This window comes from Variovorax guangxiensis (assembly GCF_003952165.1).
Taxonomy (GTDB): Bacteria; Pseudomonadota; Gammaproteobacteria; order Burkholderiales; family Burkholderiaceae_C; genus Variovorax; species Variovorax guangxiensis.
Genome location: NZ_RXFT01000001.1, coordinates 873,553 through 893,377 on the forward strand (window position 1 = coordinate 873,553; position 19,825 = coordinate 893,377).

A 19,825-nucleotide genomic window follows, 5' to 3' on the forward strand; every position below is an offset into this window, starting at 1 on the left:
ACCATGAAGATCTCCATCATTTCCCCCAATGCCAACCACCTGCAGGACATGCGCAAGGTGCTGGAGGCGCGCTCGCACATCGTGTCGCTCTTCGAAGGCGGCAAGAGCCGGATGCAGTGGGTCGTCGAGAAGGCAGCCCCCGAGTTGCTGCTGGTCGACGGCATGTGCTGCGACCCGCAGGAGCTCAACCTGGTGGAAAAGCTCACGCTGCAGCACCCGGCGATCTCGGTGGTGCTGCTGTGCGCGATGCAGACGCCCGAGTTCCTTATCCACGCGATGCGCGCGGGCGTGCGCGAGGTGCTGCCGTCGCCGGCCGACACCGCCGCGCTGGAGGCGGCCGTGGAGCGCATCGCGCAGAAGATGGCCGGCACGCAGGCGCGCGCGCCGGGTCAGGTGGTGGCCTTCATGCCCTGCAAGGGCGGCAGCGGGGCGACCTTTTTGGCCACCAACATCGCGCACCAGCTCTCGAAGGAGCGCTCGGTGCTGCTGGTGGACCTGAACCTGCAGTTCGGCGACGCGCTGTCGTATGTGAGCGACCTGCGGCCCACCTCGACGATGGCGGACGTGGCCCGCGACATCGGCCGGCTCGACGCCTCGCTGCTCGCGGCGAGCGTGGCGAAGGTGTCGCCGACTTTCAGCATCCTGCCGGCGCCGGAGGACATCTCGCGCGCGATGGACGTGAAGGCCGACCACGTCGACGCGATCCTGCACGTCGCGCAGGGCATGTACGACTTCGTGCTGTTCGACCTGGGCCCGCGCATCGACACGCTCGCAATCCGCGTGCTGGACCGCGCCGACCGCATCTTTCCGGTGCTGCAGCCCAGCTTGCCGCACATCCGCAACGTGACGCGGCTGATGCATGTCTTCAAGTCGCTGGGCTACCAGCCCGGCAAGGTCGAGCTGCTGGTGAACCGCAGCGCCGGCGGCGGGGAGATCGGCCTGTCGGACATGCGGCGCTCGCTGGTGGGCGCGACGCTCACGGTGGTGCCCGACGGCGGCAAGGACGTGGATGCATCCATCAACCGCGGCGTGCCGCTGGCGGAGATGGCGCGAGGCAGCGCACTCGCAAGAAAGCTGGCGGACATCGCGCACACGCTCAGCCCCCGGCAGGAGGCGGAGCCCGGCTTCATCGGGCGGCTCTTCCGCCGCGCTTGATCGGCGCCCGATCGGAGCCCGGCAGCCAGTCATTTCAATCAACAGCAAGGCAGGTCCCCATGTCATTCAGAGAACAGCTCAGTGCCGTCGAAACCGATGCAGGTGCCACCGCGCGGCCGGTGGGGCACTCCGCCGAACAGGCGGTGTCGCCCTTTGCCTCGGATGCCTACAAGTTGCTGAAGGAGCGCATGCACCTGAAGCTGCTGGAGCGCTTCGACCTCGCGGCGCTCGAGACCCTGAAGCCCGACGTGCTGCGCCAGGAAATCTCGACCATGACCACGCGGCTGCTGCAGGAGGAGCCCGAGGCGCTCAACGACATCGAGCGGCGCACGCTGATCCGCGACATCCAGCACGAGATGCTGGGCTTCGGGCCGATCGAGCTGCTGATGGCCGACCCGTCGGTCTCGGACATCCTGGTCAACTCGCACGAGAAGATCTACGTGGAGCGCCGGGGCCGGCTGGAGCTGACCAACGTGAGCTTCACCGACGAGAAGCACCTGCTGCGCATCATCGACAAGATCGTCTCGCTGGTGGGGCGGCGCATCGACGAGTCGAGCCCGATGGTCGATGCGCGGCTGCCCGACGGCTCTCGGGTGAACGCGGTGATCGCGCCGGTGGCGCTGGATGGGCCGATGATGTCGATCCGGCGTTTCGCGAAGATTCCGCTGCGCATGGAGAACCTGGTGGACGAGCTCAAGACGCTGACGCCGCAGATGGCGAAGATGCTCGAGGGGCTGGCGCAGGCCAAGGTCAACATGCTGATCTCGGGCGGCACGGGCGCCGGCAAGACCACGCTGCTGAACATCCTCTCGGGCTTCATTCCGCCGAGCGAACGCATCATCACCATCGAGGACGCGGCCGAGCTCCAGCTGCAGCAGCCGCACGTGGCGCGCATGGAGACGCGGCCGATGAACATCGAGGGCAAGGGCGAGATCACGCAGCGCGCGCTGGTGCGCAACGCGCTGCGCATGCGGCCCGACCGCATCGTGATCGGCGAGGTGCGCGGCGCCGAGGCGGTCGACATGCTGCAGGCCATGAACACCGGCCACGAGGGCTCGCTCACCACCATCCACGCCAACACGCCGCGCGACGCGCTGGCGCGGCTGGAGAACATGATCGGCATGGCCAACCTGAACCTGCCGCACCGCACGGTGCGCCAGCAGATCGCATCGGCCATCACCGTGATCGTGCAGGTGCTGCGGCTGGTGGACGGGCGGCGCAAGGTCACGAGCATCCAGGAGATCACCGGCATGGAAGGCGAGGTGGTCACGATGCAGGAGATCTTCAGCTTCCACCAGACCGGCATGGGGCCCGACGGCCAGGTGCGCGGGCACTTCCATGCGACGGGCGTCAGGCCGAAGTTCGCGGAGCGGCTGCATGCCTACGGCGTGGAGCTGCCGGACACGATGTTCGACCCGAGCAAGCACTACGAATGACCTGACCAGGCAAGGAACAGGAGGCCATCATGCTCAACAATCTGGGGGGCAACACCCTCATCACCGTCACCGTGCTGGTGTTCGTGACCGTGCTGCTCATGCTCGAGGGGCTCTACATGCTGTGGCGCTCCTACAAGGGGCCCGAGGCACGCAAGATCGAGAAGAGGCTGCAGGCGTTCTCGGCCGCGGTCGACCGCACGCCGCAGGCCCACCTTGCCAAGGAGCGCATGCTCAGCGAGGTGCCGTGGATGCAGCGCCTGCTGCTCACGCTGCCGCGGGCGCACCGGCTGGACCGCTTCATCCTGCAGGCCGGGCTGGACTGGACGGTTTCCAGCTTCCTGCTGATTTCCTGCGTGCTGGGCGTGCTCGGCTTCTTTGCCGTGATGGTGATGGTGCACCAGTCGCTCCTGGTGGCGCTGGTGGCGGGAGGCTGCCTGGCGGTACTGCCGTTGCTCTACCTGCAGCGCCAGCGCAGCCGCCGGCTGACACGCATGGAAAAGCAGCTGCCCGAGGCGCTGGACCTGGTGACGCGTGCGTTGCGTGCCGGGCATTCCTTCGCCAGCGGCGTGCAGATGATCGGAGACGAAATGGCTGATCCGATCGCCAGCGAGTTCCGCATGGTCGCCGACGAGGTGAACTTCGGCGTCTCGCTGCAGCAGGCCCTGACCAACCTCAGCGAGCGTGTGCCGCTGACCGACCTGCGCTACTTCGTGGTGTCGGTGCTGATCCAGCGCGATTCGGGCGGCAACCTGACGGAAGTGCTGGGCAACCTCAGCCGGCTGATCCGCGAACGGCTCAAGCTGCTCGCGCGGGTGCGGGTGCTGTCCTCGGAAGGACGGCTGTCGGCCTGGATCCTCGGGCTGATGCCGTTCGCACTCGCCGCGCTCATGAACGTGTTCAACCCCGAATTCATGTCGCCGCTGTGGACCGACCCGATCGGGCAGATGGTGCTCAAGTACATGCTGGGGCTGATGCTCGTGGGCATCGTGCTGCTGTGGAAGATCGTGAAGATCCGCGTCTGAAGGAGAAGAGCCATGACCATGCTGTTTCCCATCCTCGTCTTCGTGGCCGTGTCGCTGGCGATCATCGGAATGGCCGTATGGCTGTCGCCGACGCGCACCGAGCAGCGCCTGCAGGCAGTGGCGATGCCAGCGGGCAAGTCGGCCTGGACCGAGAAGGCCGTCAAGATCGTCGGGCCGTTCGCGCAGCTTTCATCACCGACCAGCGATGCCGAGCTGTCGCCGCTGCGCGTGCGCTTCCTGAACGCGGGCATCCGCCATCCGGACGCCTACCTCGTGTATTTCGGCACGAAGACGCTGCTGCCGCTGGGCCTTGCCGCGCTGGCGTACGTCGGACTGAGGGCGACGGGGGCCGCCGAAGACAGCACGGTGATGCTGCTGTGGCTCGCGGTGGCGGCGCTGGCCGGCTGCTACCTGCCCAACCTGGTGCTGCGCCTGATGATCCGCTCGCGCCGCCGGGAGATCTTCGAGAATTTTCCGGATGCCGCCGACCTGATGCTGGTGTGCGTCGAAGCCGGCCTCGGGCTGGATGCCGGGCTGGTCAAGGTCACGGAGGAAATCCAGGTCAAGAGCGCGGCGCTGGCGCAGGAACTGCACTGGACCAACCTGGAGATGCGCGCCGGCGCCACGCGCGAGAAGTCGCTGCGCAACCTGGCGCTGCGCACGGGCGTGGAGGAGATCGGGACCTTCGCGACCATGCTGACGCAGGCGGACCGCTTCGGCACCAGCATCGGTGAATCGCTGCGGGTGTTCTCCGAGGACCTGCGCCACAAGCGCCATGTGCGCGCCGAGGAACTGGCGGCGAAGGTGCCCACCAAGATGCTGCTGCCGCTGGTGCTGTGCATCTTCCCGTGCATCTCGCTGGTGATCCTGACGCCGGCGGCGATCCGCATCATCCGGATGATCATGCCGATGCTCAACGGGACCTGAGCGCTTTCGGCCTTCCGATCAAAAAAAGCCCTGCGCGCCGGAGACGGCGCGCAGGGCTTCGAGCTTTTTTCTCTTCTTCAGTGCGGGGCGGCGTCGAGCTGGTGCTTGACCGCGTAGATGTAGAGCTCGAGGCGGTTGCTCACGCCAAGCTTCTGGTAGATCGAGGTGAGGTGGTTGCGCAGCGTGTGCTCGGTGACGAAGAGCTTCGCGGCCAGGGCCTTGTTCGAGGCGCCGCTGCCGCTCACGACGGTGTGGATGATTTCCCGCTCCTTGTGCGTCAGGCTGGCCTGCCTGGCGGCTTCGGGATCGGCCTTGGGCTGCTGCTTCTTCACCGAGGTCAGCTCGTAGAAGACGCGGCCGATGGACTGGGCGTCGATGCAGAGCTCGCCGTTGTGCACGCGCTCGATGGCGTCGATCACCTGTTGCGCCGGCGCGTCCTTGCGCATCACGCCGCGTGCGCCTTGCAGCACCGCCAGGTCGAGCGTGCGCTGTTCGCGTTCTCCCGTGAGCACCATGACGCGCGAGACGTCGTTCGACACCAGCCTCGGCAGGATGTCGAGGGCACTGTGGCCGTCGAGGTCCAGGTCGAGCACGATGACGTCGGGCGCGAGGCTTTCCGACGTGGCCACCGCGTCCTCGCAGCAGCAGGCGGTGCCGACCACCTTCATGCGCGGATGCTCCCCGTCGATCAGCCTGGACAGGCCCCACAGCATGGTCTGGTGGTCGTCCACGAGCAGGACGCCGATGGGATGGGTGGCAGCTGGTTGCATGGTGGGCTCCTTGATTCGGCTCTGGTTTGTCTCTTGGCAGGTGCAGCGGCTTGCTGCCGGGATTCGTCGTTGTTGCTCAGATCGGGATTTCCACCAGCACGGCGGTGCCGCCGCTGTCGCACTGGCGGACCTGCGCGCGCCCGCCGAGGGCGGCTGCGCGTTCGGTGATGGAGTGGGGCCTGAAGCGGGTGAAGCTCTCCTCGCCGTCGGCCTCGTTCTCGATGCGCACGTGCAGCCGGCCGTTGCGGCAGGCCAGGCGCACGCTGCCGTGGCGCGCCTGGGTGTGCTTGCAGATGTTGTTGAGGCCTTCGCCGACCATCTGCAGCACCTCCGCGGTCATCCGGTCGTCCAGGTGCAGCGGGCCGTCGACGTCGACGGCGATGTCGATGCCGTAGAGGCCCTTGATCCGCGCGGCCTGGCGGTGCAACTGCGGCAGCACGAGGCCACCGGGGCTGCTGTTGCTGCCTTGCCTGACTTCGCCGGCATAGCGGCGCAGGTCGGCGATGACGCCGTCGGCCACGCTCGCGAGCTTTTCCAGGTCGTCGCTCAGCGGGTTGTCGGCGGTGGCCTTCTTGCGCAGGGCGCACAGGCCCATGCGCAGACCGATGTAGGGCTGCACGGCCGTGTCGTGCAGGTTGAGCGCGAACTTCAGACGCTCCGCGGTGGCTGCCTCGGAGGCCATGCGGTCCAGCACCTCGATGGTTTCGATGATCGGGAAGATCTGCTCCATAAGGTGCGTGAGGAAGAGGGCGTCGGACTTGTTGAAGAGTCCGTCGCGCGAGGACACGAAGACGCGGCCTTCGCCCAGCCGCATGGGCAGCGGAGCGCTGATGAAGGCCCGGGCCTCCAGCATTGCGGTGATGGCCTCGCAGCGCCGGGCGCCTTCTTCGTCCTCGACGCGCCAGCCATCTGCGGCACCAGCCTCGAAGACGTGGCTCTGGGCATACAGCCGGTTCAACGGCCAGGGCAGGCGGTTGCTGAGCACGGTCTGGTCGGCCGGCAGGGCCATGAGCGGGGATTCGGCGATGCGGCCGATGGTCTCGACGCTGACGTGCTCGCAGGCGTCGTTCTTGCGCAGTGTGCGCAGGACCCAGTTGCCGGTGGCGGTGTCGCGCGTCAGCAGGATGCAGTGGCTGGCCCGGAAGAAGGCCAGCGTGCGTTCCATGGTGCGGGCGATGGTGCGGCCGGCGCCGAAGCGCGGGTTGGAGAGCTGGCTGACGTCGCCCAGCAGGGCCAGGCGGCGCTGCAGGCCCAGCTTGGAGCCGCCCCAGTGCACGATCATGTGGCCGAGCGCCAGCAGGAAGGTGCTGCGCATCAGCAACTGGGGCGCGTCGTTGCCGGTGCTGGTGGCGAGGCCGCAGGCGGCAAAGGAGGCGACCGACGCCACCGTGACGCGGGCGCCTTCCTCGAAGCCCCAGCGGAAGGCGGAGGTGAGGATCGCGAAGAAATAGAAGAGGAAGAAGAGGCTCTGTACCCCGTCGGTCACGAAGATGATGAGCGTGAACCAGAGTACGTCGGACCAGTGGATGACCTTGCCCTGGAAGTACGGGCGGCCCATCCGCGTGCATGCATACACCAGCAGGCTGTGCAGCACGTAGCCGCAGAAGGCCAGCCAGACGGCGCCGTCGACATGGTTCCGATGGTCCCCGGCATCAACCACCACCGCCAGCAGCGCCGAGACCGAGAGCACCAGCCGCATGCGCGAGACCATGAGCGCATCCGCGGCGACGCTGATGCCGGCGTCGGGGGTGGCAGTGGTGTGGGCCAGCATGGAAGACGATTTCCGGCAGGAGGTACATCACGCGGTGCGGGCCGCAAGGCGGCTGCTGCTGGCGAAGCGGCACGGTGTCATTTTGGAATTCACTCCTCGTACCTGAAAGGGATGTATGTGAAGGTTTCACATTACTACTTTGGTAGTCGAAAACAATGGGGTCCGAGGTCTATCGCCAGTTTGTGACTCTTGTTGCATTCAGTTGCATTGGTCTCTGGCCGGGGCGTTTCGAGGTGGCGGCAGAGGAGGGCGAGCGGGCCGGCTGCCAGGAAGCGCGCTATTTGCGGGTACCTGTTCAGTGCGAAAGGCGCGACCGGGTTCCGGGTTTCAGGCCCGGCGCTCGACCAGCGCGGTACGGCCCAGCGGCGTGACCCGCAGCACGACCGCCTGCCTGAATTTCTGCGGGCTCTGCCTGGTCCGGCAGGGCGGGGGCAGGGTTGCTTCCACCATGCCCGCAGCGTTCAGCACCGCCACCGAATTGATCTCCGTCGGATCGTCGATGCGCAGCGGGAAGACCGAATTCCCGATCTTGCGCAGGTAGTCCAGGGGCATCACGGGCCATTTCTGGTCCTCGAGCGCGCTGGCGGCGGCGCCGGCCTTCAGGCTGGCGATTTCCGCATGCCCTTCCTCCGTGATGTCGAACACCACGGCGCTCTCGTACTGCTGGTATCCGAAGTGATCGAGATGGAATTCGGCTTCGACCAGCCCGGTGGCCATCAGGACCGAGGCGTGCCTGATGTCGGGTTCAGCGGTGAGCGTGACCGGAAACTTCTCGTGCAGAAGCCGGAGGAGGAGATTGAGCGGCATACATGCTCCCGTCTGCACCGTCGTTGGTGCACATCGAGCAATGGGAAGGACCTGCGGACGGATGCCCGCATCGCAGCGCCGATCCTGGATGCCGCCTCTGACGTGTAACAGCGTTACCGCGGGCGGAATGCCGGGGTAACACGATCTTGGGTCGTCAAGCGGGCGGTAGGACTTCGACACTTTAAATGTGATTTTTTCACTTTAGTCATTTCGTTGTACTCCTGCCGCTCGACCTTGTCGAGAATTAGTTTTGTGAAGGATTTCTCGTTTTCAGGGCGAGAACGTCACGTGCTGAGCAGTCAGCACGCCGTCGACCACCCGGTCGCCCACGACCGTGACCTTCCGGCCGTTGCGCAGGTCGGACTTGGTTCCGTTCTCGAAAACGGCCGCATCGGCATCCACCGGCTGGCCGCGCACCCTGAAGTCCGCAGGGGAGCGATATGCGCCGATGGCGCCGATCAGCGTGAAGGAGGCCGGTCCGCCCGTGCCCGGCACGTTGCGGATGCGCAGCTTCTTCGCCACCAGCACGCCGCCCGACATGAATCCGTCGGCTTCGACCTTCACGCCGTTGCCGAGCGAGCCCACGGGGCCGCCTGTGATCTGCGCGCTGGTCGCGTCGACGGGAGTGCCCAGCACCCCGAACGAGCCGCGCGAGACGAAGTCGGTGATGACGCCCGCGAGCTGGACCGCCACGCCGTCGCTCGTCGGAATGGCGTACCAGCCCTGGACTTTCGTGGCCGTGAGCACTCCGCCGACCGGCGCAGTGGTGCCCCGGGCGCGAACGACGACGCCATTGGCGAGCGACGATTCATCCAGCCCCGCGAAGACGGCCGTGCCGTAGTTGACCGTCAGCTGGCCGAGCATGAAGGTCTTGTGCGCCTTGTCGAGGCTCTGCACCGCGCCCGTGGCAAGCGGGTCGGCCACCGTGGGCGATACCTGGATGCGCGTGGCCCGCAGCGTGCCCGGCGCGCCCGGCAGGCCCCACACCTGGATGATGCTGCCCGCCTTGACGTCGGCCAGGCCGTTCGCGTCGCCCCAGACCGTGGCCGAGTCGATGCTGACGCCGATGCCCATCACGACGAAGGTGCCGGCAGGAACATCGATGTTCGAGACCGCGCCCCGCAACTCGGCCGCGGAGACCACCTGGTTGGCGATGCCGCTCGTGAAGTTGTCGTCGACCTTGCCCGCGACCCGCGCGCTCATGCCGATCTGCAGTCCGGTCGCGTCCTCGATGGTGAAGGTCGCGCTGTCGGTGTCGTAGCGCAGGCCATTGAGGATGATGCTGCCCAGGCCGTCCGCAGCACCGATGCCGGCGGCATCCGCCGTCACGCCGGTGCCGCCCGAGCCCACGCCGGAGCCGTCGGTGTTGCTGTTGCCGGCGGTGCTCGTGCCTGCGCCGGTGTCGCCACTGGTGCTTCCTGTGCCGCCCGTGCCGCCGGAATCCCCTGCGGCACCGGTTCCTGACCCGGTCCCCGAACCCGAACCCGTTCCGGTTCCGGTTCCGGTTCCGGTTCCGGTTCCGGTTCCGGTGGAGTCGCCACCGCTTGCAGTCGCCGCGGGCGCGCTACCCGTGCCGACGCCGAAGCCAGCGATGGAGCCGCCGCTGCCTCCACCGCCTCCACCCCCGCCGCACGAAAGCAGCAGCGCCAGGAAACCGGCGGACAGGAGTCCGAGCAGGAGCCTTCGAGGCGTCTTCATCGTGCTCATGGCTTGGGCCCTCTTTCTTCCGGCGGCGGCGGCGCTGGCGTGCGCTCGGTCCGCTCGTCCTCGTAGTAGGTGTAGATGCCGACGCGGATACGTCCCTTCGCACCGCCGGGGGCCTCGTCGACCGCCCGTGACATTTCCTGTGCCAGCTCGTGATGCAGCGCCGTCCAGCGCTCGCGCACGAGCCGCTGGATCTGCTCGCATTCCGCAAGCGTGAGCCCGCGCGCGTACACCGCGCGTTCCAGCATCCTGGGCTCCTCGCCCAGCGTGTTGGCGACGGCCGCCAGCAGGTGGTCCCGCCCGTTGTCGCCCAGGAAGGCCAGCATCGACTGCAGGTCTTCCACCGGCACGAAGCCGTCCGTCGTGAGCTCGACCACGCCCTTGTCCTCGTCCTCGCTCACCATGTTCAGGCGCACCAGTTCGTCGAGGATGGTGCGGTGATGCACGTTGCCGCGGCTGCTCATGCGCGCGACGGCCTCGAAGGAGGGCGCGTCGTGGCCCGCCGTGATGGGCAGGCGCCGGTAAGTGTCATCTTTAGTAAGCATCTGCAACCACAACGTGAAAGTCTTGGCTGCAGCCGACAGCTCGGTGTGGGGCAGGGGATCAGTGGTTGCCCTGACCTTGGCAGTCACCGCCTTGCGGTTGAGCCCGGTCGTCACCGAAAGCTGGCTCAGGTTCGGGTTGGCCACCCCCTGGTTGCGCCAGCTGCGCTGGGCTTCCTCGATCAGCAGGTCGCGCAGCAGTTCCTCGAGGTGCGGATGCTTCACCCCCATGGCGAGCGCGAGCCTGACCACCGGCCGGAGAATCCGGGCGCAGGCAGCAAGGGTCCAGTCCAGCCGATGTTCCATGGATTCGAGCGATATTCCCGAAACTGCGGTTCAAAGAGGGTTCGACGGCACAGATCGCCAGTTGCGATCTGCTTTCAATTGTCCTGCGCAAGAGTATGAATGTGAATGCTTTGGACTACTGCCGGCCGATTGGCTGGGTGTAAAGAAGCAACACCCCGGCCGGGGCTCCCGCCAGGAGGCTTGGGAGCGTCGTCGCAGCCGCTCAGGCGCCGGGCGCCGTCACCGCCGCCTGATCGTGCTGCAGCCGTGGCGGCAGCCGGTCGTCGAGCCAGTCCATGCGCCAGGCCAGCAGCGCCACCGCGCCGACGATGCAGGCGGCCGCCAGCGCGCCCGCCAGGCCATGCCGTTCACGGTACGGATCGGGTGCGATGCGCTTGGCCCCCGGCGGCACGCGCGCCGTCTGCGACAGCATCCCCCCGAGCCGCACGCTCACCTTCATGCGGCCGTTGATGGCCCACCCGCTCGCATCGAGGATCGGCCCCAGGCTGCGCTGGCGCAGCTTCAGCCAGGCGATCAGCATGCTGGGCCCCGAGATCGCGATCACGATGCCGGCCAGCGCCACCGGAATCCACTGCCCCAGGTCGATGAACTTGCCGAAGATGCCGACCAGCACCGCACTGATGCTGCCCAGCGCCACCCCGATCGCCGCCACGGTACCCACGTCGATGTGGCTGCCCGCCGTTGGCACGCCGGGCTTGGCAGGGGCCTTTGAAGCGGCGTCCGCGCCCGCCGCCTGATCCGCCGTGGCCACCCGGCCGGCCAGCGACTGCAGCGCGCCCTGCGACCCGGCTTCGCTCGCCGCTGCCCGCTTGGCCACCTGTTCCTCGATCATGCGGACGAACTTCTTGTACGGCGCGAAGAAGGCCTGCGCGACGCTGGTCGGGTTCTCGATCAGCTTGGTGATGGTGGCGTCCCAGTCGCGGCCCTGGCGGTCGTAGAACACGCCGTTGCGCCCCACGAAGAGAAAGTCGACGTCGCCCGCGGTGAAGGCGGCGACGATGCTCATCTTCTGCCCCTGGCGAGTGCAGTCGCAGTACGCGAGGCAGGTCTTCGCCAGTCCCGCCAGCGTCGCGTGCCGGGCGGTGTCCTGCACCTGCACGGTGAGCTCGCAGCTGCGCCCGTCGAGATACAGCGTGCCTGCCTGGAAGATGGCGCCTTCGCGCCGATAGAAGGCCTTGAACGACACGAAGTTGTGCAGCAGCACCAGCAGGTCGCGCTGCAGGCGCAGCAGCTTCTCCAGGTCGACCAGCAGCCGGTTGTGAAGCTCCGCCGCCTCGTCCTCGGCGATGAGCGAGAACAAGGCCTCCTGCGTCTGGAGCAGCGCGTCGATGCGCTTGCGCGACAGTGCGGCCAGCGCATTGGCCGGCCGCGCCGCGATCCATGCCTCGCACGGCGCAAGCCGGCTGCGAAGCGATTGCCATTGCTCTTCTTCCAGCGCATCGCGCTCGCCCAGCAGCGGTGCCACCGCGTCGCGCGCGAACGCGGCCATCGCATCGACCCAGGCCGGGTTCAGGCTCGTGCCGCGCAACGGCAGCGAGCGGCTGGGCGTGACCGGCGCGAGCGGCAGCTCGGCGATGGGCTGCGCGCCCACGTCCAGCGTGTGGCCCGAGAGCGCGTCATAGGCCTGCGGCGAAGGATTGAGCGCCGCCACCGCCTGCACGTCATAGGCCGCGACCCGGCAGCGAGCGAAGAAGTCGTCGATCTTGGCCGCGACCACGCGCAGGGCCTCGGTGGCGGCAAGCGTGCGATCGCCCAGCGGCAGCAGCACCTCGTCGCTGCTGTCGCCGTGCGCGTACCAGTTGCGCATGGCTTTCGCTTCGGCCATGAAGGCTTGGGCGCGCGCCCGGTCGAGGCCGGGTTTCTTCTCGTGGCGATCGGGCGTGCTGCCGTGGGTGCGCATCGCTTCCTCGATGGTCGAGCGCAGCGCGTCGTCGGAGGCGGTGTCGGGCGTGACCACGCCGTCGCCGTTGAAACGCATGGCCGCCAGCCATTCGCTGCGGTCCGAAATGTCGGCGAGCGTGAGCGTGTTCGAGTCCTTCTTGCCGAGCAGGTCGAGGATGCGCCGGCCTTCCCTGGCAAGGTCGGCGCCTGCCGCGCTGTTGTCGTCGAGATCGTCCAGCGACAGCGTTCCGCCGCCCGCGAGCAGCGCATCGGCGCTGCGCAGCCGCTCGCAGGCCCACTGGCATGCCGCGATCACTTCGGGCGGGCGCACGCGGCCATCGCCGTCGCTGTCGATCAGATCGAGCGTGCGCGCATCGAAGTCGATGCCACGCGTGGGGCAGGCGAGCGCGACCCACAGTTTCTGGTCGAGCTCGGCGATGTGCGCAATGTCCGCGCCGCTGCGAAAGACCACCTGGTCGAGACCGCCGGCACGGATGAAAAGCCATCGGTGCGGTGTCGATGCCGCGGAAGGCGCACTGTTGCCGGGTACGCCGGCGGGGACTGGGGGCGTGCTGATGTCTGTCGTCACTGGGCTGGGGTTCCTGCAGCGGTAGCGGGTGGTGTGTTCTTCGTCTTCGATACGAGCCTAGATCGCACGCCACATGCACCTTGAGGACAGACGGCGCGCAGCCATGTCGGCCTATGCCGACATCGGCCTCCCCATTTCGCGCAGCCCCGGCCTATGGCAAATGTCCTGCACCCGCCGTCGTTCGCGGATGGCGGCGCGCCGGCCGCCCGCGCCCAAAACTCGGCGCATGCACAGAGCCCGAGGAGCCATCCATGTCGAACAAGCCGAACCCCGCCAGGCAATCCCCGCGTGAGGAACCCGAACTCGCGAACGAAGAGTCCGTTCCCAGCGACGGCCGCGACGTCGAGGGCGAGCAGTTGATGAAGGAAGTGACCAACAGGAAGCTGCACGACAAGGGCGAAGCCGAACACAAGACGCCCGAGAAGGCCGAGAAGGCCGAGAAGGCCGAGAAGGCCGACAGGTCCGCCGATGAGCACGGCACCGACCGCGACTCTCGCTGACCCGGCGGACGCGATGAGCCCCCGGCCTGCCACCGGCTCGACACGGTGGCAGCGTTGCCGTCGATGGGTGCTGCCGCTGGTCGGCGTCGCAGTGCTTGGCCTGCTGCTGTCCCACATCCACAAGATCGATTGGGCCGGTGCCTGGCACGCGCTGCACCGGTATTCGCCGTGGCTGCTGCTCGCGGTGCTCGGGCTCGCCACTGCCAGCCATGCGCTCTACGGCTGCTTCGACCTGATCGGCAGGCGCCATCTGCGGCACCGGTTGCCGGCCTGGCGTACATGGGCCATCGCGGTCACGAGCTATGCGTTCAACCTCAATCTCGGCTCGCTGGTCGGAGGCGTGGGGATGCGTGCGCGCCTCTATGCCCGCGCCGGGCTCGACGATGCCACCGTGGCGCAGATCGTCGGCCTGAGCCTCGCGACCAACTGGCTGGGGTATGGGCTGCTGGCCGGGGGCCTGTTCGCGGCCGGCGTCATCGAGCCGCCGCGGCAGGCGCACATCGGGCAGGGCGCGCTGCAGGCGCTGGGCGTGGCGATGATCATGCTGGCGCTGGGCTACGTGATGGCATGCGCGGTCTCGCGCAAGCGCGAATGGGTGGTCAGGGGCAGGCACATCCGTCTGCCGGGGGCGCGCATCGCGTCGATGCAGCTGGCGCTGTCTGCCGCCAACTGGGCGCTGATGGGCGCTGCCATGTACCTGCTGCTGGGGCAGAAGGTGCCTTACGCCATCACGCTGGGCGTGCTGCTCGCGGCGTCCATCGTCGGCGTGCTCACGCCCATACCGGCCGGCCTGGGCGTGCTGGAAGCGGTGTATCTCGCCTTGCTTTCGGGCACGGTGAAGCAGGGCGCGCTGATGGGAGCCGTGCTGGCGTACCGGGCGCTGTACTACCTGGTGCCGCTGGCCGGCGGGCTGGCGCTCTACCTGCTGCTCGAACGCTGGGCGCCGGCCAGCGATGGGCAAGAGGGGGCCGCATCCGCGCTGGAAACGCCAGTCGCCTCCGTATGAGGCCGGGTCTGTTCACCAGGCCCCTTCGCCATTCAGCAACGCCCGCCGCGCAAGCAGGAAGGTCGCCGCGTTCCAGCTCTGCCCTGCCATGCCCATGGGCGCCAGCGTGCGGCCGTGAAACCACTCGGTGAAGCGCCAGTCGTCCAGCGCATTGGCCCGCGCCAGCTTCGCGAGTTCGGCCCAGGCCATGCCGTGCTCTCCCAGCTTCGCGAGCGCCATCACCCAGAAGCCGCCGACGAAGGGCCAGATGCCGCCGTTGTGGTACTGGTGCACGATGTTCTGCCGGTGGCGGCCCATGTAGGCCCTCCACAGCGGGTGCTGCCGCGGCAGCGGGTGCAACACCACGCGCACCGGCCAGGGCTCGCCGGCATGCGCCCGGTCGATGGTGTCGACGATGCGGCGCGCCATGGCTGAATCGGCCAGTTCGCACTGCATGGCGAGCACGTTGCCGAACACGTCGCCCTCGTCGCCGACCACCGCCAGGTTGACGAAGCTCAGGTACAGCCCGGGGTCGCGCCGGCCGCGGCGCGCGTAGTGCTGCAGCAGCCGCGCCCGGTGGTATTCGGGCAGATCGCGCTGGAACGGATTGAACAGGTGGTTGAAGTGGTAGTGCGTCGCCTCCGCGTGGTCCAGCGCGAAGCGGCGCTTGACCTCGTACCACAGCGCGTTGGTGTAGAGCACATAGCCCGAGCGCGGCATGATGTCCGCCCAGTCGCTGGCCTCGTTCTGCTGCAGCAGTCGGAAGTGCTGGTGCTCCTGTGCCAGCAGCCAGCCGAGCGCGCGGGCAACTTCCTCTGTCCAACGAGAAGGGCCGACCTGCCCGTGGCGGCGCACGTGGTCCACGGCAATCAGCCACCACAGCGTGGCGTCGATGCAGCCCAGGTACCAGAAATCGGCATCGCGGCCCTCCGGGTCCACGTACTTGGGGATCTGCCCGTTGGCCGCCTGCTGCGCCGCGAGCGCCTCGAGGCTCGCCACCGCGCCCTGTTCCAGCGCGGGCACGCCGCTGCCGCACATCGCCATCACGCAGATCGCGGCGTCGCGCCCGAAGATGCGCGTGTAGCGCCGCGCAACGGCGGCCTCGGTGCGGGCGGCCGCCAGGATGCCGTGAGAAGTGAGATTGCGTTCCAGAAGTGCCAGCGAGGCTTGCGAGCAGTTGTCGATCAGCGCGAGCGCGGAGGCATCGAGGTCGGTCATGGCTTCCATGGTGGCTTGGGGCACTCATTTTTAACAACCGTCGTCTTTCGCGGATGTAGGCCTGGTCCTGCCTGCCCGACTTTGGTTCCGGCTTCCGCCGATACGGGCAGCTCTCCGACAAGGCGAGTCGGCGCAGGCCGTAACCACGATCCTGCCGGCGCTCGCAAATTGAGCCGGGTCAGGCGTGAACGGGCAACAACAACCGAGGTCGGTCCTCGATGCGCCGTTCCGCTGGTCTTCAACGAAGGAGCGCCGGTGCCGTCGAACGAACAACGCCAGAGCGGGCAAGACGCCTACCTTTTCCGCGAGGGAACCCATTCCCGGCTGTACGACCTGCTGGGCTGCCACCCCGACGAGAAGGGCGGCGGCGCAAGGTTCGCGGTCTGGGCGCCGAACGCGGAGACCGTGTCGGTGGTCGGCGACTGGAACTACTGGTCCGGCGACGCCGACCTTTTGCGGCCCGACCCGGACGGCACGGGCATCTGGAGCGGGCACGTCCCGAATGCCGCGATCGGCCAGACCTACAAGTACCGCATCCGCTCGCGCCACGGCGGCTACACGGTCGACAAGGCCGACCCGGTCGCCTTCGCCGCCGAACTGCCTCCCGCCACGGCCTCGCGCATCTGCGAGCTTTCGTACCATTGGGGCGATGCCGGGTGGATGGCCGACCGCGGCCGGCGCAACGCGCTCGATGCGCCGATGTCGGTCTACGAGGTGCACCTGGGCTCATGGCGCCGCGAAGACGGCCACTTTCTCGGCTACCGCGAGATCGCGCACCGGCTCGCGGCCTATGCGCTCGAGATGGGCTTCACGCACGTCGAGCTGATGCCGGTGACCGAGCATCCGTTCTACGGCTCCTGGGGCTACCAGACCACCGGCTATTTCGCGCCCACCGCGCGCTTCGGCTCGCCGCAGGACTTCATGTACGTCGTGGACCACCTGCACCAGCAGGGCATCGGCGTGCTGCTCGACTGGGTGCCTTCGCATTTCCCCACCGACGAGCACGGGCTCGCGTACTTCGACGGCACGCACCTGTACGAGCATGCCGATCCGCGCCAGGGCTTCCACCCGGAGTGGAACTCGAGCATCTTCAACTACGGCCGGCCGGAGGTACGCAGCTTTCTCGTGTCGTCCGGCCTTTTCTGGCTCGATCTGTATCACATCGACGGCCTGCGGGTGGATGCGGTGGCGTCGATGCTCTACCTCGACTACGCGCGCGGCCACGGCGGCTGGGTGCCCAACCGCCACGGCGGGCGCGAGAACCTGGAGGCCATCGATTTCCTGCAGACATTGAACCGCGCCGTCTACCGCGAGCATCCCGACACGCTCACCGTGGCCGAGGAGTCGACCGCCTGGCCGCGCGTTTCGCGCCCCACCGACATGGACGGCCTGGGCTTCGGCGAGAAATGGAACATGGGCTGGATGCACGACACGCTCGCCTACATGAAGGAAGAGCCGGTGCACCGCAAGTACCACCACCACAAGCTGACCTTCTCGCTGGTGTATGCCTTCCACGAGAACTTCGTGCTGCCGTTCTCGCACGACGAGGTGGTGCACGGCAAGGGCTCGCTGCTGGGAAAGATGCCCGGCGACAACTGGCAGCAGTTCGCCAACCTGCGCGCGCTGTACGGCTTCATGTGGGCGCACCCGGGCAAGAAGCTGCTGTTCATGGGCGGCGAATTCGGCCAGCGCCGCGAGTGGACGCACGACGGCGAGCTCGAATGGTGGGTGAGCGGGCTCGAAGGCCACGCGGGCCTGCAGCGCCTCGTGTCGCAGCTCAATCGCGTCTACCGCGCCTCGCCCGCGCTGCACCGGCTCGACTTCTCGTCCGCCGGCTTCGAATGGCTGGCCGCCGACGAGGCCGACCTGAGCATCTTCGCCTTCCTGCGCAAGGCCGGCGACGGCAGCCCGCCGCTGCTCGCGGTGAGCAACATGACCCCGGTGCCGCGCACCAACTACATGCTCGGCGTGCCACTGGGCGGGCGCTGGTGCGAGGTGATCAACACCGACGCCACCGAGTTCGGCGGCTCGGGCTGGGGCAATTTCGGGGGCGTCGAGGCGGCGCCCGTGGGTTCCCACGGACGCAGGCAGTCGGTGTGCCTCACCTTGCCGCCGCTGTCCACGCTGATCCTGGAGCACCAGCCCTCATGAAGAACATTTTCTCGACCAGGCATGCCGCGGCGGGCAGCGCCCCCGAGGCGGACGCGGCACACGGCGACATCCGCGCGGTCATCGACGCGGTGCTTCCCTCCATCGACAACGGCCGCTTCGCCACCAAGTGCGTGGCCGGCGAGCGCGTGACGGTGCGCGCCCATTGCTTCACCGACGGCCACGACGTGCTGCGCGTGCAGCTGTGCTGGCGCGCGCAGGAGCAGGCCGAATTCCGCGAGGTGCCGATGAAGCCGCTGGGCAACGACGTGTGGGAGGCCAGCTTCTCGCCGCCGTCGGCGGGCCGCTATGTCTACACCGCCGTGGCCTGGGTCGATCCCTTCGATTCGTGGCGCCACGAGATGACGCGACGCGTGGACCTGGCCGACGTGCGCGTTGCAGCGCAGGTCGGCGCGCTGGAAATCGCCGCGGCCGCCGCCCGGGCCCATGGAGAGGATCGCACCGCGCTGCAGCGCTGGGCCACGGAGCTCGACGCGACGGCAGCCAACCCCGGCGCGGACATCGCCGCCTTGAAGGCGCTGGCGCTCGACGAGGAATACGCCGCGCTGGCGCGGCGCCACCCCGATCGCCGCCACGCGGTGCGCCACGCGGCGGAACTGCCGCTGGTGGCGGAGCGGGAGCGGGCGCGCTTCAGCACCTGGTACGAGCTCTTTCCGCGCTCGGCCGGCACCGAGCCCGGCGTGCATGGCACTTTCAGGGACGTGGAGGCGCGCCTGCCGGCCATCGCCGAGATGGGCTTCGACGTGCTGTACTTCCCTCCGATCCATCCCATCGGCCGCATCCAGCGCAAGGGGCCCAACAACTCCCTGGAAGCCGGTCCCGGCGACGTGGGCAGCCCATGGGCCATCGGCGCGGAGGAGGGCGGGCACAAGTCGATCCTGCCGGCGCTCGGCACCGAGGAAGACTTCCGGCGCCTGCTGGCGCGCGCGGCGGAGCACGGGCTGGAGATCGCACTCGACATCGCCTTCCAGTGCGCGCCCGACCACCCCTACGTCAAGGCGCACCCCGACTGGTTCCGCTGGCGGCCCGACGGCACGGTGCAGTACGCCGAGAACCCGCCGAAGAAGTACCAGGACATCTATCCCTTCAACTTCGAGTGCGAGGGCTGGCGCGCGCTGTGGGCCGAGCTCAAGAGCGTGATCGATCACTGGACGGGGCAGGGCGTGCGCATCTTCCGCGTGGACAACCCGCACACCAAGGCCTTCCCGTTCTGGGAATGGGCCATCGGCGAGGTCAAGCGCGAGCACCCCGATGCGATCTTCCTGGCCGAGGCCTTCACGCGGCCGAAGGTGATGCACAGGCTCGCGAAGCTGGGCTTCTCGCAGTCGTACACCTACTTCACCTGGCGCACCACGAAGCAGGAGCTGCAGGAGTACTTCACGGAGCTCTCGACCGAGCCAGGCATCGACTACTTCCGGCCCAACGTGTGGCCCAACACGCCCGACATCCTGCACGAGCAGCTGCAGACCGGCGAGCCGGCCGTGTTCATGTCGCGGCTGGTGCTGGCCGCCACGCTGGCGGCCAACTACGGCATCTACGGGCCGGCCTACGAGCTTCGCGAGCACCTGCCGCGCAGCCCGGGCAGCGAGGAATACCTGGATTCCGAGAAGTACCAGCTGCGCCACTGGAACCACGACGACCCCGCGAGCCTGGCGCCCTTCATCGCGCGGGTGAACCGCATCCGCCGCGAGAACCCGGCGCTGCAGTGGGACCGCACGCTGCGCTTCCTGCATATCGACAACCCGCAGCTGATGGCTTATGCCAAGAGCTCGGCCGACGGCGCCAACGTGGTGGTGACCGTGGTCAACCTCGATCCGCACAACGTGCAGGAAGGCTGGGTGGGCCTGGAGCCAGCCAGCGTGGGCGTGAACCCGCCCTCGCGCGCCTTCCAGATGCACGACCTGCTCAGCGGGCAGCGATTTCTCTGGCAGGGCGACTGGCACTACGTGCGGCTCGATCCGCGCAGCGTGCCCGCCCACATCTTCGTGGTCCGCAGGCGCCATGGCGACGAGCGCGACTTCGACTACTTCCTGTGAGGCCGCC

At 68.0% G+C, this 19,825-nt stretch carries 15 protein-coding genes; 8 read left to right on the forward strand and 7 right to left on the reverse strand.

Annotated elements, in window-relative coordinates; all coding sequences use genetic code 11:
- Positions 1-3 precede the first annotated feature (3 nt).
- The 4 genes from EJP67_RS04230 to EJP67_RS04245 are packed head-to-tail and all read left to right on the forward strand — an operon-like array spanning position 4 to position 4,540.
- On the forward strand, positions 4-1,155 hold the full coding sequence (locus EJP67_RS04230; RefSeq protein ID WP_126019742.1) for a CpaE/TadZ family protein: 1,152 nt from the start codon (positions 4-6) through the stop codon (positions 1,153-1,155).
- Between the two features lie 59 nt (positions 1,156-1,214).
- Positions 1,215-2,591 (forward strand): TadA family conjugal transfer-associated ATPase, encoded by a 1,377-nt coding sequence (locus EJP67_RS04235; protein WP_126019745.1) that lies wholly within the window; start codon positions 1,215-1,217, stop codon positions 2,589-2,591.
- A 29-nt stretch (positions 2,592-2,620) separates the two neighbouring features.
- Positions 2,621-3,613 carry a type II secretion system F family protein gene (locus tag EJP67_RS04240; RefSeq protein ID WP_126019748.1) on the forward strand — a complete coding sequence of 331 codons (993 nt, stop codon included), beginning with the start codon at positions 2,621-2,623 and terminating at the stop codon, positions 3,611-3,613.
- Between the two features lie 12 nt (positions 3,614-3,625).
- Entirely contained in the window at positions 3,626-4,540 is a 915-nt protein-coding gene (locus tag EJP67_RS04245) for a type II secretion system F family protein (RefSeq protein WP_126019750.1), read from the forward strand.
- A gap of 77 nt (positions 4,541-4,617) precedes the next feature.
- Here EJP67_RS04245 and EJP67_RS04250 read toward each other — a convergent pair whose 3' ends face one another.
- The 6 genes from EJP67_RS04250 to EJP67_RS04275 all read right to left on the reverse strand — a co-directional run bounded on the left by EJP67_RS04250 (position 4,618) and on the right by EJP67_RS04275 (position 12,910).
- Entirely contained in the window at positions 4,618-5,310 is a 693-nt protein-coding gene (locus tag EJP67_RS04250; protein ID WP_126019753.1) for a response regulator, read from the reverse strand.
- 76 nt (positions 5,311-5,386) lie between these two features.
- Entirely contained in the window at positions 5,387-7,081 is a 1,695-nt protein-coding gene (locus EJP67_RS04255; protein ID WP_126019756.1) for a sensor histidine kinase, read from the reverse strand.
- Between the two features lie 327 nt (positions 7,082-7,408).
- Positions 7,409-7,888, reverse strand: coding sequence for a hypothetical protein (locus EJP67_RS04260; protein WP_126019759.1), 480 nt, complete (start codon positions 7,886-7,888; stop codon positions 7,409-7,411).
- Between the two features lie 270 nt (positions 7,889-8,158).
- The gene (locus EJP67_RS04265; RefSeq protein ID WP_126019761.1) at positions 8,159-9,595 is read right to left on the reverse strand and encodes a DUF5666 domain-containing protein; all 1,437 of its coding nucleotides are present in this window, start codon (positions 9,593-9,595) and stop codon (positions 8,159-8,161) included.
- On the reverse strand, positions 9,592-10,440 hold the full coding sequence (locus tag EJP67_RS04270; protein ID WP_126019763.1) for a DUF6502 family protein: 849 nt from the start codon (positions 10,438-10,440) through the stop codon (positions 9,592-9,594). The genes EJP67_RS04265 and EJP67_RS04270 overlap by 4 nt, the downstream gene beginning before the upstream one ends.
- Positions 10,441-10,642: 202 nt before the next feature.
- Positions 10,643-12,910 carry a hypothetical protein gene (locus tag EJP67_RS04275; protein WP_126019766.1) on the reverse strand — a complete coding sequence of 756 codons (2,268 nt, stop codon included), beginning with the start codon at positions 12,908-12,910 and terminating at the stop codon, positions 10,643-10,645.
- 251 nt (positions 12,911-13,161) lie between these two features.
- Here EJP67_RS04275 and EJP67_RS04280 point away from each other — a divergent pair, with 251 nt between their 5' ends.
- Both EJP67_RS04280 and EJP67_RS04285 read left to right on the forward strand, forming a co-directional pair.
- Complete coding sequence (locus EJP67_RS04280) at positions 13,162-13,410, forward strand: hypothetical protein (protein WP_126019768.1); 249 nt, start codon at positions 13,162-13,164, stop codon at positions 13,408-13,410.
- The gene (locus EJP67_RS04285; RefSeq protein ID WP_240650488.1) at positions 13,379-14,416 is read left to right on the forward strand and encodes a lysylphosphatidylglycerol synthase domain-containing protein; all 1,038 of its coding nucleotides are present in this window, start codon (positions 13,379-13,381) and stop codon (positions 14,414-14,416) included. Before EJP67_RS04280 ends, EJP67_RS04285 begins: the two co-directional genes overlap by 32 nt.
- A 12-nt stretch (positions 14,417-14,428) precedes the next feature.
- Here the strand turns inward: EJP67_RS04285 and EJP67_RS04290 are convergent, their stop codons facing one another.
- On the reverse strand, positions 14,429-15,613 hold the full coding sequence (locus tag EJP67_RS04290) for a glycoside hydrolase 100 family protein (protein WP_126019770.1): 1,185 nt from the start codon (positions 15,611-15,613) through the stop codon (positions 14,429-14,431).
- A gap of 255 nt (positions 15,614-15,868) precedes the next feature.
- On the opposite strand from EJP67_RS04290, the gene glgB reads away from it, so the two are divergent.
- Positions 15,869-17,764, forward strand: coding sequence for a 1,4-alpha-glucan branching protein GlgB (glgB, locus tag EJP67_RS04295; RefSeq protein ID WP_126019772.1), 1,896 nt, complete (start codon positions 15,869-15,871; stop codon positions 17,762-17,764).
- A complete protein-coding gene (locus EJP67_RS04300; RefSeq protein WP_126019775.1) occupies positions 17,761-19,818 on the forward strand; it encodes an alpha-1,4-glucan--maltose-1-phosphate maltosyltransferase in 2,058 nt (685 codons plus the stop codon). Before glgB ends, EJP67_RS04300 begins: the two co-directional genes overlap by 4 nt.
- The last annotated feature ends 7 nt before the right edge of the window (positions 19,819-19,825 follow it).

What these genes read in the sequence shown, in the direction of transcription:
- EJP67_RS04255 (WP_126019756.1), bottom strand. Translation starts at nt 7,081, where the DNA reads ATGCTGGCCCACACCACTGCCACCCCCGACGCCGGCATCAGCGTCGCC.
- EJP67_RS04230 (WP_126019742.1), top strand. Translation starts at nt 4, where the DNA reads ATGAAGATCTCCATCATTTCCCCCAATGCCAACCACCTGCAGGACATG.
- EJP67_RS04290 (WP_126019770.1), bottom strand. Translation starts at nt 15,613, where the DNA reads ATGACCGACCTCGATGCCTCCGCGCTCGCGCTGATCGACAACTGCTCG.
- EJP67_RS04240 (WP_126019748.1), top strand. Translation starts at nt 2,621, where the DNA reads ATGCTCAACAATCTGGGGGGCAACACCCTCATCACCGTCACCGTGCTG.
- EJP67_RS04285 (WP_240650488.1), top strand. Translation starts at nt 13,379, where the DNA reads ATGAGCACGGCACCGACCGCGACTCTCGCTGACCCGGCGGACGCGATG.
- EJP67_RS04265 (WP_126019761.1), bottom strand. Translation starts at nt 9,595, where the DNA reads ATGAGCACGATGAAGACGCCTCGAAGGCTCCTGCTCGGACTCCTGTCC.
- EJP67_RS04270 (WP_126019763.1), bottom strand. Translation starts at nt 10,440, where the DNA reads ATGGAACATCGGCTGGACTGGACCCTTGCTGCCTGCGCCCGGATTCTC.
- EJP67_RS04300 (WP_126019775.1), top strand. Translation starts at nt 17,761, where the DNA reads ATGAAGAACATTTTCTCGACCAGGCATGCCGCGGCGGGCAGCGCCCCC.
- EJP67_RS04260 (WP_126019759.1), bottom strand. Translation starts at nt 7,888, where the DNA reads ATGCCGCTCAATCTCCTCCTCCGGCTTCTGCACGAGAAGTTTCCGGTC.
- EJP67_RS04235 (WP_126019745.1), top strand. Translation starts at nt 1,215, where the DNA reads ATGTCATTCAGAGAACAGCTCAGTGCCGTCGAAACCGATGCAGGTGCC.
- EJP67_RS04280 (WP_126019768.1), top strand. Translation starts at nt 13,162, where the DNA reads ATGTCGAACAAGCCGAACCCCGCCAGGCAATCCCCGCGTGAGGAACCC.
- EJP67_RS04250 (WP_126019753.1), bottom strand. Translation starts at nt 5,310, where the DNA reads ATGCAACCAGCTGCCACCCATCCCATCGGCGTCCTGCTCGTGGACGAC.
- EJP67_RS04245 (WP_126019750.1), top strand. Translation starts at nt 3,626, where the DNA reads ATGACCATGCTGTTTCCCATCCTCGTCTTCGTGGCCGTGTCGCTGGCG.